Origin of the sequence: Laedolimicola sp., assembly GCF_051972735.1 — a bacterium.
GTDB lineage: Bacteria > Bacillota > Clostridia > Lachnospirales > Lachnospiraceae > Laedolimicola > Laedolimicola intestinihominis.
Window position 1 is genome coordinate 1 of the sequence record NZ_JBOKYU010000046.1, and the last position, 16,528, is coordinate 16,528.

The 16,528-nt window shown below is 48.9% G+C and carries 18 protein-coding genes and 1 pseudogene; 2 read left to right on the plus strand and 17 right to left on the minus strand.

The window, feature by feature from the left end:
* Nucleotides 1-284: 284 nt before the first annotated feature.
* From ACTRC3_RS09885 to ACTRC3_RS09895, 3 genes and pseudogenes are all read right to left on the minus strand, one after another.
* Nucleotides 285-431 carry a hypothetical protein gene (locus tag ACTRC3_RS09885; RefSeq protein ID WP_440322946.1) on the minus strand — a complete coding sequence of 49 codons (147 nt, stop codon included), beginning with the start codon at nt 429-431 and terminating at the stop codon, nt 285-287.
* A 114-nt stretch (nt 432-545) separates the two neighbouring features.
* Nucleotides 546-752 (minus strand): annotated as a pseudogene (locus tag ACTRC3_RS09890) (HD domain-containing protein); the annotation flags it as partial.
* Between the two features lie 63 nt (nt 753-815).
* The gene (locus ACTRC3_RS09895) at nt 816-1,508 is read right to left on the minus strand and encodes a Crp/Fnr family transcriptional regulator (protein WP_440322947.1); all 693 of its coding nucleotides are present in this window, start codon (nt 1,506-1,508) and stop codon (nt 816-818) included.
* 98 nt (nt 1,509-1,606) lie between these two features.
* On the opposite strand from ACTRC3_RS09895, the gene ACTRC3_RS09900 reads away from it, so the two are divergent.
* Nucleotides 1,607-2,245 carry a 4Fe-4S binding protein gene (locus ACTRC3_RS09900; protein ID WP_178040086.1) on the plus strand — a complete coding sequence of 213 codons (639 nt, stop codon included), beginning with the start codon at nt 1,607-1,609 and terminating at the stop codon, nt 2,243-2,245.
* A 15-nt stretch (nt 2,246-2,260) separates the two neighbouring features.
* Nucleotides 2,261-3,865, plus strand: coding sequence for a hydroxylamine reductase (gene hcp / locus ACTRC3_RS09905; protein WP_440322948.1), 1,605 nt, complete (start codon nt 2,261-2,263; stop codon nt 3,863-3,865).
* Between the two features lie 27 nt (nt 3,866-3,892).
* Here hcp and ACTRC3_RS09910 read toward each other — a convergent pair whose 3' ends face one another.
* The 14 genes from ACTRC3_RS09910 to ACTRC3_RS09975 form a co-directional block, all read right to left on the minus strand.
* Nucleotides 3,893-5,281, minus strand: a complete 1,389-nt coding sequence (locus ACTRC3_RS09910) for an MATE family efflux transporter (protein ID WP_440322949.1) — start codon at nt 5,279-5,281, stop codon at nt 3,893-3,895.
* A 191-nt stretch (nt 5,282-5,472) separates the two neighbouring features.
* On the minus strand, nt 5,473-6,057 hold the full coding sequence (locus tag ACTRC3_RS09915; protein ID WP_440322950.1) for a nitroreductase family protein: 585 nt from the start codon (nt 6,055-6,057) through the stop codon (nt 5,473-5,475).
* Entirely contained in the window at nt 6,051-6,572 is a 522-nt protein-coding gene (locus ACTRC3_RS09920; RefSeq protein WP_349163909.1) for a shikimate kinase, read from the minus strand. Before ACTRC3_RS09920 ends, ACTRC3_RS09915 begins: the two co-directional genes overlap by 7 nt.
* A 315-nt stretch (nt 6,573-6,887) precedes the next feature.
* Nucleotides 6,888-7,646 (minus strand): N-acetylmuramoyl-L-alanine amidase, encoded by a 759-nt coding sequence (locus tag ACTRC3_RS09925; RefSeq protein WP_178040093.1) that lies wholly within the window; start codon nt 7,644-7,646, stop codon nt 6,888-6,890.
* Between the two features lie 17 nt (nt 7,647-7,663).
* A complete protein-coding gene (locus tag ACTRC3_RS09930; RefSeq protein WP_440322951.1) occupies nt 7,664-9,268 on the minus strand; it encodes an MBL fold metallo-hydrolase RNA specificity domain-containing protein in 1,605 nt (534 codons plus the stop codon).
* Nucleotides 9,269-9,363: 95 nt separating this feature from the next.
* Nucleotides 9,364-10,194 carry a deoxyribonuclease IV gene (locus ACTRC3_RS09935; RefSeq protein ID WP_440322952.1) on the minus strand — a complete coding sequence of 277 codons (831 nt, stop codon included), beginning with the start codon at nt 10,192-10,194 and terminating at the stop codon, nt 9,364-9,366.
* Between the two features lie 10 nt (nt 10,195-10,204).
* The gene (locus tag ACTRC3_RS09940; RefSeq protein ID WP_440322953.1) at nt 10,205-11,170 is read right to left on the minus strand and encodes a hypothetical protein; all 966 of its coding nucleotides are present in this window, start codon (nt 11,168-11,170) and stop codon (nt 10,205-10,207) included.
* Nucleotides 11,167-11,757, minus strand: a complete 591-nt coding sequence (gene yfbR, locus ACTRC3_RS09945) for a 5'-deoxynucleotidase (protein ID WP_349163915.1) — start codon at nt 11,755-11,757, stop codon at nt 11,167-11,169. Before yfbR ends, ACTRC3_RS09940 begins: the two co-directional genes overlap by 4 nt.
* Nucleotides 11,750-12,454, minus strand: coding sequence for a hypothetical protein (locus tag ACTRC3_RS09950; RefSeq protein ID WP_178040098.1), 705 nt, complete (start codon nt 12,452-12,454; stop codon nt 11,750-11,752). Before ACTRC3_RS09950 ends, yfbR begins: the two co-directional genes overlap by 8 nt.
* 12 nt (nt 12,455-12,466) lie before the next feature.
* Nucleotides 12,467-13,897: a tRNA (N6-isopentenyl adenosine(37)-C2)-methylthiotransferase MiaB gene (miaB, locus tag ACTRC3_RS09955; RefSeq protein WP_440322954.1), complete on the minus strand. Its 1,431-nt coding sequence runs from the start codon at nt 13,895-13,897 to the stop codon at nt 12,467-12,469.
* 137 nt (nt 13,898-14,034) lie between these two features.
* On the minus strand, nt 14,035-14,817 hold the full coding sequence (locus ACTRC3_RS09960; RefSeq protein ID WP_349163917.1) for a ZIP family metal transporter: 783 nt from the start codon (nt 14,815-14,817) through the stop codon (nt 14,035-14,037).
* A gap of 163 nt (nt 14,818-14,980) precedes the next feature.
* Nucleotides 14,981-15,622 (minus strand): histidine phosphatase family protein, encoded by a 642-nt coding sequence (locus ACTRC3_RS09965; protein WP_440322955.1) that lies wholly within the window; start codon nt 15,620-15,622, stop codon nt 14,981-14,983.
* A 203-nt stretch (nt 15,623-15,825) separates the two neighbouring features.
* Nucleotides 15,826-16,032, minus strand: coding sequence for an alpha/beta-type small acid-soluble spore protein (locus ACTRC3_RS09970; RefSeq protein WP_178040102.1), 207 nt, complete (start codon nt 16,030-16,032; stop codon nt 15,826-15,828).
* Nucleotides 16,033-16,185: 153 nt separating this feature from the next.
* Nucleotides 16,186-16,528, minus strand: a 343-nt coding sequence (locus ACTRC3_RS09975; protein ID WP_440322956.1) for a GNAT family N-acetyltransferase, incomplete at its 5' end; no start/stop codon positions are given.

The following is a 16,528-nucleotide window of genomic DNA, read 5'->3' on the forward strand; positions in this document are numbered from 1 at the left end:
TTGTTAATGTTACAAATAACCTGGCCAGACTCCGCAAGGAAAAAATCATTGCCTCGCACCGTAAATGGATAGAAATTACTGATTACCCTAAACTGGTTTCCTACTGCTCCAACGAAACACTCAACTCTTGATGTTTGTTGTGATGCTATCATAGCAAGAATAAAAATTTCCTTCTGCACAAAAATATAGGTAACAGAAGTTTTTTGATATAGAAAAAAGGTTACGAACAAACAGAACTTGTTCGTATGCTCAATTACAAGATATAGCAAGAAAATCTCTGGAAATTAGATTCTTCTATGATAATGAAGGGTGAGAAGCTTACAAATCAGGCTTTTCACCCTTCCATCCTGATTGTCCACCAGAAAGATATAGGTCTGTGCTGTCCCTTCCGGATTGGTTTCCATATAATGCTTCAAAAACTTCTTGTTCAAACTTATCACTTCCTTTCAGGCAAAGGAAAAGACGCAAGCCACATTTCTATGACTCACGCCTTACTTCGCTCACAATATTCTATTTTCATTAGTTATCTGCTAGATTGTTTACTGTCAAATATGAAACATCTCTCTGCAAATCATTTTTCCGCATGCTGTTTTAAAAATATTATGATAGGCTTTTAAAGCTGCTTCTTTCGATAAGCCATCCTCCATGATGTTTACCAGAAAATCAGCCTCTACCAAGATCTGATAATCCATTTCATCAATATTATTATAGGTATGATGATGTGCAATCAGATACTGAACCCGATCAGATACCTTCCTCCTTTTTCACATATAACAGCCTTAAAATTAATCCTATGTTTTCCATGATATAAGATATCACATTTTTATTCTTGTATCTACATCACCGGAAACATTCAATTCAAAGTGATTTCGATTTGTTTTTATAAAGCCTTCTTTTTGTAATTTTGATATTTCTGTAGACATTGCCGCCCGATCAATACAAAGATAATCCGCCAACTGCTGCCGGTCAAAAGGAATGTCAAAGGACAACGACGAATGTCTGGTGGATTCTGCTGACAGATAGGACAGTAGTTTATCCCTGGTCGTTCGCTTGCCAACATGCGTGATCTTATCGTTCAGGAGCAGTATCTTATTTGCCAGCACACTGACCAGGTTACGAATCAGCTTCTGATGATGTCCGCATGCAGTCGGGCAGGTAACCAGAAGCCTCTGGACATTTAACAGGATAATCTCACACTCCTCATCTGCTACCACACTGATATTCAGAACAGCTCCTGGGCTTGCCGCATAGGGCTCCCCAAAGAAATCACCGGCATGACATTTAGACAGAATATTCCGATGTCCCCAAAGGTCTTCCTGTATCACAAGGACACAGCCCGATGCCACAAGTCCCATTACCTCGGTAGAATCCCCTGCTCTGAAAATATAAGAGTCTCGTTCTTTGGAAATGATTGTTGCATTTACACATTGCAGGATAGATAATATTTCGTTATCCGTAAGGCCTTTAAAAAATGGACTGTTTCTTAGAATGGTTAAATATTTTTTCAAAATCGCTCCTCCTGTTGGAAATCAAACATACAAGTTGTGTTTATTATACTATGATTCTACCAGAAACAGAAGTTAAATGCTATTGACGGAGGATAGAAATGATAAGAAAGATTATCAGGATTGATAAAGACAAATGCAACGGCTGCGGTGTCTGTGCAGATGCCTGCCACGAAGGTGCCATTGATATCATTAACGGAAAAGCGGAATTGGTGAGAGAACATTTCTGTGACGGACTGGGCGACTGTCTTCCGGAATGTCCCACAGGTGCCATTTCATTTGAGGAAAGAGAAGCACCCGCATATGATGAAGAAGCCGTGAAAGAAGCACAGAAGAAACTATTTGTCAAAAATCAGGCAATGTCTGCACACTCGGTGCCAAAGCTTCAGAACTGGCCGGTACAGATTAAACTGGCTCCTGTTAATGCACCATATTTTAACGGTGCAAAGCTTTTAATCGCAGCTGATTGTACTGCTTACGCTTATGCCAGCTTTCATCAGGATTTTATTCGAAATAAGGTAACTTTAATTGGTTGTCCAAAATTAGATCAGGTGGATTATAGTGAGAAACTGACCGAGATTATTCAAAATAACAACATTCAAAGTGTGACAATTGTAAGAATGGAAGTTCCATGCTGTGGTGGACTGGAAATGGCAGCAAGAAAAGCCCTTCAAAGCAGTGGAAAATTTATACCATGGCAGGTTGTAACAATAAGTATTGATGGAAAAATATTAGAATAAAAGGAGAATACGAAAATGAATACAAAAATGTTTTGTTATCAGTGTGAACAGACAGTGGGATGTACCGGCTGCACAGGAAATGCCGGTGTCTGTGGGAAAAAGGCAGATACAGCCAGATTGCAGGATGAACTGACGGGTGCGTTGATCGGTCTTGCAAGAGCAGTCGATGGCGCAGAAACTATTTCCAAAAGAACTTCACAAGTTATAATCGAAGGACTGTTTACTACCGTTACAAATGTGAGTTTTGATGATGCAGCGATTCAAAATATGATACAAAAAGTCAGAGCCGAGAAAGAAAGATTGGTTCCTGACTGCAGTAAATGTCAGTCAACCTGCGGAAAAACAGACGAATACGATATGCAGCAGCTGTGGGATGCCGATGAAGATGTCCGCTCTTTGAAATCTCTTATTCTTTTCGGAATTCGCGGAATGCCAGCCTATGCCTATCATGCAAACGTTCTGAATTACGAAGACGCCGACGTGAATCGGTTCTTCTGCGAGGCATTATTTAGGATTGGTTACGAAGAAAGTGTGGAGACACTGCTTCCTGTTGTGCTGAAAGTAGGAGAAATCAATCTGAAGTGCATGGCACTCCTTGACAAGGCAAATACAGAAACTTACGGAACACCAGAACCGACTGCAGTTACTCTTACCGTAGAAAAAGGACCCTTTATTGTTGTGACCGGACATGATCTGAAGGATCTGCAGCTTTTACTTGAACAGACAGAGGGAAAAGGAATCAATATCTATACCCACGGTGAAATGCTCCCTGCCCATGCTTATCCATTCTTAAAGAAATTCTCTCACTTAAAAGGGAATTTTGGAACTGCATGGCAGAATCAGCAGAAAGAGTTTGATCATCTTCCAGCTCCGATTCTTTACACTACCAACTGTCTGATGCCGCCCAAAAGCAGTTACGCTGACAGAGTATTTACAACAGAAGTAGTTGCTTTCCCAGGTGCTGTCCATATCGATGAGAAGAAAGATTTCACGCCGGTCATTGAAAAAGCATTGGAACTGGGTGGTTACAAAGAAGATCAGATACTCACAGGCATCAACGGCGGTACAAAAGTGACAACTGGTTTTGGTCATGCAGCCATCCTGTCCCATGCAGGAACTGTAGTTGAGGCAGTAAAAGCAGGTGCAATCCGCCATTTCTTCCTGGTTGCCGGCTGTGATGGAGCTAAACCAGGTCGAAACTATTACACAGAATTCGTGAAACAGACACCTTCTGACAGCATCATCCTCACTCTGGCTTGTGGCAAGTTCCGTTTCAATGATCTCGATCTGGGCGAAATCGGCGGGCTGCCGCGGCTGATGGATATGGGACAGTGTAATGATGCTTATGGCGCAATCCAGGTTGCCGTGGCACTTGCGGACGCCTTCGGATGTTCCGTAAATGAGCTTCCGCTTTCCTTCGTTCTCTCCTGGTACGAACAGAAGGCCGTCTGCATCCTGCTGACGCTCTTGCACCTGGGTATTAAAAACATCCGTCTTGGTCCTTCTCTTCCGGCGTTTTTGTCTCCCAATATTCTGAATTTTCTGGTGGAAAATTATGGAATTGCACCGATTACAACGCCGGAGGAAGACATCAAAACACTGTTGAACCATAATAAATAAATTTGTCAAAGCCTCTGCAGAATCGAATTACCGTTCGGCTTCCGTGCCCATTTTCTTCAGCTCCCCGGCCAGGAAAATTCCGGAAATCACAGCCGCCAGGCAGTCTGCAATGGGGCCCGCGTACATGATACCGTCAATCCCCAGGAACAGGGGCAGGATAACCAATAAGGGCAGCAGGAAAATAATCTGCCGGGTCAGAGACAGGAAGGTTCCCTTCTTCGGCTTTCCGATAGAGGAAAAAAAGGTAGAGGACATGGGCTGCAGATTATTGATAAAGGTAAAGAACAGGTAAACCCGGAAATACCGCTCCGCAAAGGAGAAATACAGATCTGAGCCATTTCCGAACAGCGCCGTGATCTGCAATGGGAAAATCTGGAACAGGCAGAAGGCGGTAATACAGATGATCTGTCCTGCCGACAGGCTCAGGAAAATGACCTTCTTTACCCGGTCATAATTTCTCGCGCCGTAATTGAAGCTGGCAATGGGCTGCATTCCCTGAGCAATTCCGATACAGAAAGCAAAAAACATAAAGCTGACCTTATTGATAATGCCGGAGCAGGCTAGCGGAATGGCCTCTCCGTATACAGACAGGGCGCCGTAATGGCGCAGGGAATTGTTCATGACAATCTGCACCAGCATCATAGCCAGCTGATTAAAGCACTGAGCCATACCCAGCGTCATGGCGTAGCCCAGATAAATCATTCTGGGCCGGAGATGCTCTCTGGTAAATGGTCCTGCCTTGTAATGACGGAGATAGCGGAACACCAGAAAGGCAGAGATTATCTGACCGGTGATCGTAGCAAGGGCCGCTCCGGTCATTCCCATCTTGAAGCCGAAAATCAGAATCGGATCCAGAATGGTATTGATCAGAGCCCCGGTCAGGTTGCAGGCCATGGAATAATTGGGACTTCCGTCCGCCCGGACCAGGTGGGCTCCGCCGGAGGTCAGAATCAGAAACGGAAATCCAACGGCTACAATACGTACGTATTCCCGGGCCAGTCCCAGAACATTATCCGGCGAACCGAAAAAGATCAACATGGGATCCAGGAAAAGTTCCGCAATCAGAAACAGTACAATGCCGCTTCCAAACATCATGACCGCCGCGTTTCCAATATAATAAAGGGCCTTATCCTTCTCGCCCCGTCCCATGGACAGGTTAAAAGCGGAGGCCGCTCCGATACCAAACAGCAGGGCCAGGGCGGTACAGCTGGTGGTCAGGGGGAAGGCCACATTGGTCGCTGCGTTTCCCAGCTCCCCGATACTGTGGCCGATAAAAATCTGGTCAACCATGTTGTAAAGGGCGTTGACCAGCATGGCTACAATGCTGGGAACCGCGAATTTCCGAAGAAGCTGTCCCACCGGTTCTGTGCCCAGAGGATTGATCTGTGTTGTATTTGTCTGTGTCATTTCATTCATATCTTCTGTATCCCTTTTCATTTTAAAATAAGTCTTGTTTATTATAGCGTTCTTTACCCTCTCTGTAAAGAAATGACATAAAAAAAGGATCCCGTAAATATATATTGGAATCCTTTTTTCCTGTTATGCTTCTCTGCCTCCGCTATGGTTTCCGCATCGTTGATAAACCGTATAGATTTCTATCGTTCGGTTCATTTTGCCTCCAGCACCAGTTCTTTCAGACACCGCTTGGGAACATAATGGGTGTCCTCCGCGTCCCGGTAATATTTTGTACTTCCATCTTCCCCCACATCGGTCAGCACCACTTTTTCCGCAGGCTTGCCAAGAGCCACAATCAGATTCGGCTCCACGCCCTCCGGCAGATTCAGTAGTTCCTTCAGCTGAGGCTTATGGAAGCTTCCGATCATGCAGCCGCCGAAGCCTTTTTCCACTGCGCCCAACAGCATCGTCTGAGCCACCACGCCCACATCCCGTTGGAACCGGGTGGTGTTGGAGCTGATGTTCATATCCTGGCAAATGATGATGAAGGCAGCAGGCTCCTTGCCCGGATGGGGGAGCTTCATTTCTTTCAGAGCCTTCGCCCACATGGTCAGGGGCAGAATCTGCTCCACCTCTTCTTTTTCCCAGGCAATGTAGTATCGCAGAGGCTGTTCGTTGACGCTGGATGCTGTGTAGCGTGCCAGGTCAACCAGCTCCAGAAGTTCTTCTCTGGTAAGACGCACCGATGGATCGAATCCGCGATAACTTCGATTCTTTAAAACTAGCTCCTTTAACATGACTGCTTCTCCCATTCTTTTACGCTGTCCTGAATCTCCCTGCAGATCTCCCGGGTGTCCTTGCCGTCTGTGGCGATGGTCACATCGGCTGCCGCCTCATATTTTTCCCGACGCTTCTCAAGAAGCTCGGCGATATATTCTACAGTTTTATTGTGCTCAATCAGTGGCCGGTTATGGCTGTAACGCACCCGCTCAAAGATGGTCTCCGGCCGGGCGGTCAGAAGTACGATGATGCCGCTCTTTTTCATCTCGGCCACATTGCACTCCCGCATGGGCGTGCCGCCTCCGCAGGAAACGATGACGCCGTCCCTTTGCTGCAGTTCCACCAGAAGTCCCGTTTCCAGCTCCCGGAAGTACTCCTCGCCCCGGGTCTCAAAAATCTGGGAAATGGGCATCCCCTGGCGCTTTACGATGAGCTCGTCCATTTCTATGACTTCTGTGGAAAGCTCCTTTCCCAGTACAGCGGAAATGGTACTCTTTCCGGTTCCCATAAATCCTATCAGAAATATATTCATACTGTTACCTCCATGCAAATCAATTTTATTTTAGTATATCTTCCGGTCTGCGTCAATTTGAATTTGCAGGGGAGGTAAGATGACAGATCTGGGGCAGACATTTAGATCTTCCCGGATCTCTTCCACCGGCATCTTCCGCCCGGTATAAAGCTCCACCCCAGCCGCGCCCTGGGAACGTACCTTTTATATGGCACAGTTAAAGGGGCGTCATCAGACGCCCCTTGTGGAACAATTCCATCCAGTCACCTATCAGCCCGATAACCTTTTCCATGATAAAGGCCGAAAGCTCTGGCAAATCTACATACTTCATCAGAATTAGCGGTTCAAAGTTGCCAGCACGCCCTTGGCAATGCCTTTCGCTACGCTGTTCTCGTAGACGTCGTCCGCCAGCTCACTGCCTTCACTCTCGTTGCTCAGGTAACCGGCCTCCACCAGAACCGCCGGCATATCCGTATCATTTACAATGGAAAAATCGCAGGAATTACTTCCCTGATCCTTCGCACCGGTCTCCTTTACCAGGGCTGCGTCGATATTCTCTGCCAGAGACTTGCTTTCCTTGTCGTCATTCGCATAATTGACATGTACGCCGCTCTGACTGCTGTCATCCTCGGAATAGTTGCAGTGTACGCTGACCAGAAGATCCGCGCCGGATGCGTTGACTGCCGCCACACGTTCCTCCTTGGACAGATAGGAATCGTCCTCCCGTGTCATCACCACCTGATAGCCCTGACTTTCCAACATGATTTTCAGCTTCGCACAGATGTTCAGATCCGCTTCTTTTTCCTCAATAGCCGCGCTGCTCATACCGGTATCCCGGCCGCCGTGTCCCGGATCAATGGCAATCACATAGGTACTGCCCTGTGCGGAAATCTTCACACCACTTCCGCCGCCTGTGAACTTTGAAACCGCAACTATGATACCGCCTGCGATGACTGCCACAACCAGTATAATCACTACAAACAGGAGTGCCCGGCGGCACTTTCTGCGCTTCATCTCTTCCTGACGGCGCTTTCTGGCTGCCGCCCTGTGCCGACGCTCCGCCGGGCTCATTTCATTCTTGTCATTTGTGTCCATCTTATGATCCCCCTGTGTTATTTTTCCCATTTATCGCAAAGAGCCTGGATCTGATCCGCCAGCTTCGCAATATCCTTATTGGTCCAGCCCTTACACTGATCAATGAGCCGCATCAGGCGTTTACCGGTCTCCACCAGACGATCGTATACAGTCATTCCTGCCTTCGCGTTCTTACGCTGCTCCTTTACAATGCGCTCCTGATTGCCCTCTGCAATCCGGCTGTTGGTGGCCAGATCCCAGATTTCTCCGGTATAGGGTGCCGTGGTGGTAAAGCCGTACTCCTCATGCAGGCAGGCTGCAAAGGTATCGCAGACCTGATCCTCGCCATGTACCACGAAGACCCGCTGAGGCTTTGTACGAAAACCCTGAATCCAGCTAATCAGGCCTTCCTTATCTGCATGACCACTGATACCGGCCAGAACTTCAATGTGCGCCTTAACTTCCACCGGCTCGCCAAAAAGCTTCACTTCGTTCGCGCCCTCCACCAGAGAACGGCCCAGTGTGCCGACTGCCTGATAGCCCACGAACAGAACTGTGCTTTCCTGTCGCCACAGATTGTGCTTCAAATGATGACGGATACGCCCCGCCTCGCACATACCGGACGCGGAGAGAATCACCTTCGGCTCATCGTCAAAATTGATCATTTTAGACTCGTCACTGGTAATTGAAAGGCTTAAACCCGGAAAACTGATGGGATTGATACCTTTCTTTACAAGCGCCAATGTCTCCTCATCAAAACAATCATACATGTTTTTATTGAAAATGGTGGTGGCCTGTACTGCCAGAGGACTATCTACGTAGACCTTGAAGCCGTCATGTCCGTGTATCAGCTTCTTTGCCTTGATCTCCCGCAGAAAATACAGCATCTCCTGGGTACGTCCTACCGCGAAAGACGGAATTACCACATTGCCGCCACGGTCAAAGGTCTCCTGGATAATCCGGGTTAGCTCCTTTACATAGTCCGGCTTCGGACCATGACTGCGGTCGCCGTATGTAGACTCAATCAGTACATAATCCGCGGTTTCCACATGAGTCGGATCCTTTAATATCGGCTGATGAAGATTGCCGATGTCACCGGAGAATACTAGCTTTTTCTCGACACCGTCTTCCTGGAGCCAGACCTCAATACACGCCGAACCAAGCAGATGTCCCACATCGGTAAACCGGATATCAATTCCGTCCGCAAGATGAATCCTTTCTCCGTACGGACAGCCACAGAACAGTTTCGACGCGCCGTCCGCATCCGCAATGGTATACAGCGGCACATATTCCGGCTTTCCGGCACGCTTTGCCTTTCGATTCCGCCATTCCGCCTCAAACTCCTGAATGTGGGCACTGTCGCGGAGCATGACCTCACAGAGATCGCTGGTGGCATAAGTGGAAAAAATAGTCCCCTTAAAGCCCCGTTTGTACAATAAAGGCAGCAGACCCGAATGATCAATGTGCGCATGGGTCAGAAGCACATAGTCAATATCAGCAGGATTCACCGGAATTTCCTGATTTTCATAGATGTCCGGCCCCTGTTCCATACCACAGTCTACAAGTATCACCTTTTTGCAGGTCTCAAGCATATGACAGCTGCCTGTCACCTCGTGATCCGCACCCAGAAATGTCAGCCTCATAGTCTCATCTCCCTAAAATATAGATACTGTTTTTGCTACCTTTATTATACCGTTTGGTATATAAAAAGACAATGCTCTTTCGAAAAATTTAAGGTTTAAATGCGCGCAGCCCGAAGTCTCGCAATCTCATCCGTCCAGCCTGCGTCGTCATTTGGCGTCTCCAGAATAAAGGGAAGATCCCGGAGCGCCGGATGATTGATAATACGGGTGAAGGCCTCCCAGCCGATGTGCCCCTCGCCGATGCGGGCGTGACGATCCTTATGGCTGCCGCGATCATTCAGACTGTCGTTCAGGTGAATGGCTTTCAGACGATTCAGACCGATTACTTTGTCAAATTCCGTAAGTATACCATCCAGATCGCCAACGATGTCATAGCCTGCGTCCCATACATGACAGGTATCCAGGCAAACGCCCAGCTTCTCAGAAAGCTCTGTCCGGTCGAGAATTTCCTTAAGCTCTTCAAAGCTTCTTCCCACCTCGCTGCCCTTTCCGGCCATGGTCTCCAGAAGCACCGTGGTGGTCATGTCCCGAGACAGAGAAGCGTTCAGCATCTCGCTGATCAGGCGAATTCCCTCTTCTGCACCCTGCCCCACGTGACTGCCGGGATGAAAGTTATAATAATTGCCGGGCGTATACTCCATGCGCTTCAGGTCATCCCGAAAAGTCTCGCCCGCGAAGCGGCGGGTGTCCGCCTTATCGGAACAGGCGTTCAATGTATAGGGCGCATGGGCCACAATTTTTCCAAACTCGTTTTCCCGCGCAATACCCTGAAACCGTTCCACGTCTGCCGGGTCGATGGCTTTGGCGTTGCCGCCCCGGGGATTGCGGGTAAAAAAGGCAAAGGTACCGGCCCCCAGCTTCAGCGCCTGCTTTCCCATTGCTTCATAGCCTTTGGCCGATGAAATATGACTTCCGATATAAAACATACAGTCTCCTCTACAGGGCACGTTCCTTTAAGGTCACGCTGACCCAGCCCTTTCCGTATTCTTCACTCTCATAATTGAAGCCCACTTCCAGTCCTGCTTTGGAATAGAAGTACGCGGACTCCCGGGGATCAGACAGAAGCTTCAACAATTCCTCATCTGTGCTGTTGGTGACGAAATCTACCCCGCCATTCTGGGTCTGATCCTGTGCCCGGAAGCGCATAACCAATTCATCGTCAATGGCAATCATTTCCGATGGAGCAATCTGCTCGCCGGTCTCAAGCCGGAAATTCAGGGCAGTCAGCTTCGGAAGCGTACTTTCGCCCTCCGGAAGCCGATGCTGAAATACCACGCTGATTTTCTCGTCATCCATATAGGTCACATAGCCGCTGGTCGTCACACTGTCTGTGAAATCCGCATAGGAATCCTTATATTGCTCCGCAGCCCGTTTTATCGCCGCATTAACGGTCGAATAATCGGCTCCATTATCCGCATCCTTCGCCCGAAGCTCCGGATAAGTCACGTAATACCCTGTAGTATCGTCACCCTCGGACGCCCAGCGGGACTCGGTCAGCCAGTCAATGGTATAAGCTGCGTCCTCATTGATGTCGTCCACGATTTCCTTATAATACGCGTCGTCTTCACTCGGTTCATAATCTTCAGAATCATCGTAGTAGTCGCCATAGTCGTCATAATAATCGGAGCTTCCCACCGTATCCTGCGCGGCATGGAAAATCAGGCGGCTCACATTCATGGTAACCGCAATCAGAGCGCTAATCAGAAGTATGGCGCCGAGAATGCTTAAGATGATCACCCAGCCTTTCGTCTTCTTTTTCTTCGGACTGTTTCCCATTCCGTAATTCTGCGTCGGCTGCTGTACGCTGCCAAACCGTCCGCTGTAACCGCAGCTCCGGCAGACACCGTCCTGCATCAGGGCTCCGCAGCGCGGGCAAAAATCAAAATCTCTGTTTTCACTCATTGTTCTTCTCCTGTCAGTTCATCCAGATTTTTTCCGTAGGCATCTATAAAATAGGTCAAAAACAGCTCTGCCTCCCGCACCTTAAGCCGGTGAAGCTGCTCCAGGGTTGTCTCTCTGGCACGGACAAATTCCCGATTGCCGCACCCCTCCTCTTCGATACATTTGATATAGGCTGACAGCTTATCCGCAGCTTTTACAAGCTTCCAGAGATAAGCGTCTTCCTCCTGATTCGTAAATATTCCTTCATAGGATACGCGCATTTCTTCCGGAAGCATGGAAAGAAGAGTCTGACCCGCCTTCTGTTCGATTTCCTTATAGGTATGCCGAATCTCCGGGTTATAATATTTTATGGGTGTCGGCATATCCCCGGTAATGATCTCCGTCGCATCATGGTACATGCCAAGCACCGCGGCCCGATCCGTATTCAGCTCTTTGCCCAGATAAGTGTTGCCAATCACAGCCAGCGCGTGGGCAATCATAGAGACCTCCAGGCTGTGCTCACTTAAGTTCTCTGCCCGGGTATTGCGCATCAGCGCCCAGCGGTCGATGTATTTCATCCGGGACATCATGGCAAAATAGTTATTCATGCTTCTTCCCCTTCTTTTCCTGAATCAGGCAGATATTGCTGGCCCAGAAGCTGCTGTATTTTTTCCCGTATTCCTGATATTCCTTCCAGGAAATAAAATATTCTTTTCCCCAGGAAGAAATCTGCAGATAGCCGTTCTCCATACCGGTGACCACCACATAATGAGCCTTTGTCTCGGTGGCAGGCAGATAGACGCCGTTTTCCTGGCGGTACAGGGTCAGCTTTTTCTTCCGCCAGAAAGGAATGTTCTGACCGATGGCCAGAATCACCGGATAGTCCTTTGACAGACTGTCCTGAATGCGCTCCAACATTTTACCGGAGCTTAAACACCATCTGGCACGTAGATCGATCCGGTAATGGCGAAAATACCGGTTCATCGCCCGGGCAAGCTGGAAATTTGGCACGCCGAAGCCCGGGATAATGCCCAGATAGCGCTTGTTCATCTTACGCAGATAACGCTCATAGCGGGGATAAGAAAGGCAGCCGTCCTCCCGCAGCATGCCGTACAACAGATCCGTATTGCAGGGCAGCCGGTGAATGCCCAGATAAATCAGCACGTCGCCCATGGCCACCACGCCGCAGCCGTATTTCCGCATCATATAACCGGTGGCCCAGTTCTGATTTCCCCCGAAGGATTTATCCGCCTGCGTCTTTACCGCAAGATAGGTGTGCCTTAGACAGCAGCGTCTGTTCTCCATAGACTTTCTCCTTTAAACGACAGTTCCCATGAAATAAAAGCCCTTACATTCGTCCAGACTGACATTGACATACTGTCCGATCCAGGACGCTTCGCCCGGGAAATGAACCAGCAGGTTGTTGCTCATGCGGCCTGTCACATAACCGGGCTTGTGGTCGTTGACCTCCTCAATCAGGACCTCCTGAACAGTTCCGGTATAGCGGGCGGTCTGCTCTCTGGCACAGCTCTGTACCAGCGCCAGGAGCTTGTCAAAACGGACTTTATTGTCCACATCCGGCACCTGATTTTCCATGGCGGCAGCAGGCGTTCCGGTTCGTTTGGAATAGATAAAGGTATACGCGTTATCGTAATGGACTTTCCGCACCACATCCAGGGTCTCCTCGAAGTCCTCGTCAGTCTCGCCCGGGAAGCCCACGATAATATCGGTAGTCAGGGAAATATCCGGGATCTCCCTGCGAATCTTCTCCGCCAGCTCCAGATACTGCTCCTTGGTGTACTTACGGTTCATGGCCTTTAAGATCCGGCTGCTTCCGGACTGCAGGGGCAGGTGCAGATGACGGCAGATCTTCTTCGATTCCTTCATAACCCGAATCAGCTCGTCGGACAGATCCTTCGGATGAGACGTCATAAAACGGATCCGGCGAATGCCGTCAATCTTCTCCACCTCGCGGAGAAGCTGCGCAAAGGTCATGGGATTCTCCAGATTCTTTCCATAGGAATTGACATTCTGGCCCAGCAGCATGACCTCGGTCACACCGTCCGCAGCCAGCTTCTCGATTTCCCGGATAATGTCCTCAGGCTTCCGGCTCCGCTCCCGGCCACGCACATAGGGCACAATGCAGTAGCTGCAGAAATTATTGCAGCCGAACATGATGTTGACGCCAGACTTGAAGGCGTATTTCCGCTCAACGGGAAGCTCCTCCACGATCTCCTGCGTATCCTTCCAGATATCTACAATCATGCTGCCGTTCTGCATACTTTCCGCCAAAAGCTCCGCGAATTTAAAAATATTGTGGGTACCGAAGACCAGATCCACGAAGCGGTAGCTCTGCTTTAACTTCTCCACTACTTCCGGCTCCTGCATCATGCAGCCGCAGAGAGCAATCTTCATATGGGGATTACTTTTCTTCCGGTGCTTTAAGAGGCCCAGGTGGCCATAGACCTTCAGGTTGGCGTTTTCACGGACGGTACAGGTATTGTAAATGACAAAATCGGCGGTATCCTCTTCCGTTGGATTATACCCAATTTTTTCCAGTATTCCGGTCAGCTTCTCGGAATCCCTTGCGTTCATCTGACAGCCGAAGGTCGTAACGCAGAAAGTCAGCGGGCGGCCAAGCCGCGCGCTTTCCTCTGCTACCTGCTTTTTACAGACCTCTATGAAATAATACTGGCGCTCCGGCTCGGTCTCCGGGGCTTTCGCCCAGATTTCACTATTTAAATTCATGTTAGTTCTCCTGTAATCTCATATCATTCTGCACGGGTTCTATTTTTCGACAGACCCGTATTTTATAATATTACCTTTTTTACAGGCTTCGTGCAACCATTTGTTTTGGTTTGTATTCCATTTCTATTTTCGGCTGCTTAGCCCAGGGCCACATCCAGGGCCATCATCAGTGTAAATCCCATAGCGAAAAAGATTGTTCCGATATCTGAGTGTTTTCCCACGGACATCTCCGGAATCAGTTCCTCGATGACCACATACATCATGGCGCCTGCCGCAAAGCTCAAAAGATATGGAAGGGCCGGAAGAATCAGGGTGGCGGCCAGAATCGTCAGAAAGGCGCCAATGGGTTCCACGACGCCGGACAGAACGCCGTAGAGGAAGGATTTTCCCTTGCCTGCGCCCTCGGCCCGGAGAGGCAGGGAGATGATCGCGCCCTCGGGAAAGTTCTGGATGGCAATACCGATGGACAGGGCCAGCGCACCTGTTACGGTGATATAAGTATTGCCGGAGAGCCATCCCGCGTAGACCACGCCCACCGCCATACCTTCGGGAATGTTGTGAAGTGTCACGGCCAGCACCAGCATCGTCGTGCGCTTCAGGTGGCTTCTGGGTCCCTCTGCCTCGTCGCTGTTCCGGTGTAAATGCGGGATGATGTGATCAAGCAGCAGCAAAAATAAAATACCGACCCAGAAACCGATAACTGCCGGGACGAAGGCCCAGATTCCCATGGCCGCCGACTGTTCCATGGACGGAATCAGCAGGCTCCAGATGGAAGCTGCCACCATGACGCCCGCCGCAAAGCCGGTCAATGCCCGGCTGACCTGTTCATTTAAGGATGTTTTCATAAAAAAGACCATGGCCGCTCCAAGGGAAGTTCCTGCAAAGGGTATTAAGATTCCCCGGATTATTTCTGATGTCATATAAGAATCTCCTTTCTTGGATTAGCCTGAACTAACCGTTTTATGATTATTATATGCGTCAAAGCTCCGCACTGTCCATAGCAGGATTTCTTGTTGAGAATAAAAGAAGGACAAGCCCTGCTTATCCTTCGTAAAATTTCCGCTGCTCCATTTCCTGCTGCATTTATTCGAAATAGTTGATACTTCTGGTCTTATCATAATAGATCACATTTTCCTGCCGCACAGAAGCCGTTCCATGCTCCACATCAATGATCGATACCGCGCAATTTTTATGGACGCCGCCCTTCCAGAAATCTTTCAAATCTGTAATCAGAAGACTGGACAACAGTGCTTTCACAAGCGCTCCATGGGCGGATATCAGCACAGTTTTGTCCTGATACTCCGGCCGGTCAATGAGCCAGGTCAAAAAATCTGTTCCCCGGACACAGAGCTCCGCAATGGATTCACCGCCCTCCGGCGGATTATAGTGAGCCGGATTCTGGAAAAAATTCGGGAAATCCGGATCCGGGATGTTGTAATTCGGCCCCGTACAGCACAGACCCTCGAAGCAGCCAAAGCTGATTTCCTTCAGGCGCTCGTCCACAATCAGGGGAATCTGCCGCTCCCGTTTCATGATTTCCGCCGTCTGATAGGCGCGCTTCAGCGGACTTGAAAAAATCACATCAAGGGGAATGCCTTTCAGCGCCTCCGACGTAATCTCCGCCACTTCAATACCATTTCGATTTAAGGGAATGTCCGTCGTTCCCTGGAGCCAGTGCTTTGTATTCCAGTCTGTCTCACCGTGACGGATCACATAGATGACCATTTAAGTTTCCTCCTGCTATATAAAATCGAACTTATATTCGTTTTGGCTTATTATAGCATTTTGTCCGGAGCTTGTCATCCATTAAATTTATGAAAATGAAAAAGAACCGCAGCCCCAGATTTTCATCCAAAGCTGCGGAGTCCCCTGTAACTCAGGTTTCTTTTTGAAAAACGTTTTCTCGAACTTTTCTGAACAGGGCGGGCTTATTTACCGGCCATCTGCTTTTCCTGTTCCTCGATCATCTTCTTTACCATATAGCCGCCTACGCTTCCGTTCTGCTTGGAAGTCAGGTTGCCGTTGTAGCCGTCGGTCAGCGGTACGCCCAGCTCGCTGGCTACCTCGTACTTGAACTTGTCAAGAGCGCCCTTTGCCTCCGGTACTGCTGCGGTATTTGAAGATTTGTTTGCCATAAGAAACTCCTCCTTACTGCAGACGGGAATCTTTTTATACATTCCATTTGTCTGCGGTTCGTGATTGGTTGTTACAGGAGTTATTATGCGGAATAATCCGCTCTTTACACTGGGAGTTCCTTGCTTCTCTGATAAAATTTGGCTGTTTGCTTTCTAAAAGGTCAACCGCATCTGATTCCAGACCACATTGCCGTGTACGGATTCGGACACGCCCTCATTTACAAAACCGAATTTGGCGTAATAGGGAATCAGCCGATCCTTACAGGTCAGCACCAGACCTTTTCGGCCCTGCTCTCTGGCGTCCGCAATGGCCCGTTTGATGAGCTCGCCTGCGTAGCCCTTTTTTCGGTAAGCCGGAATGGTATTGACGCCGAAAATCATCTGCCAGTCTCCGTTTTCGCGGTGCATTTCGGCCTTTTCATACATTTCATCGGTCAGATCCGCCTCATCGGTCACGAAGCCGTCTACAAAAGCGATAAGCTTGTCGCCGTCAAAC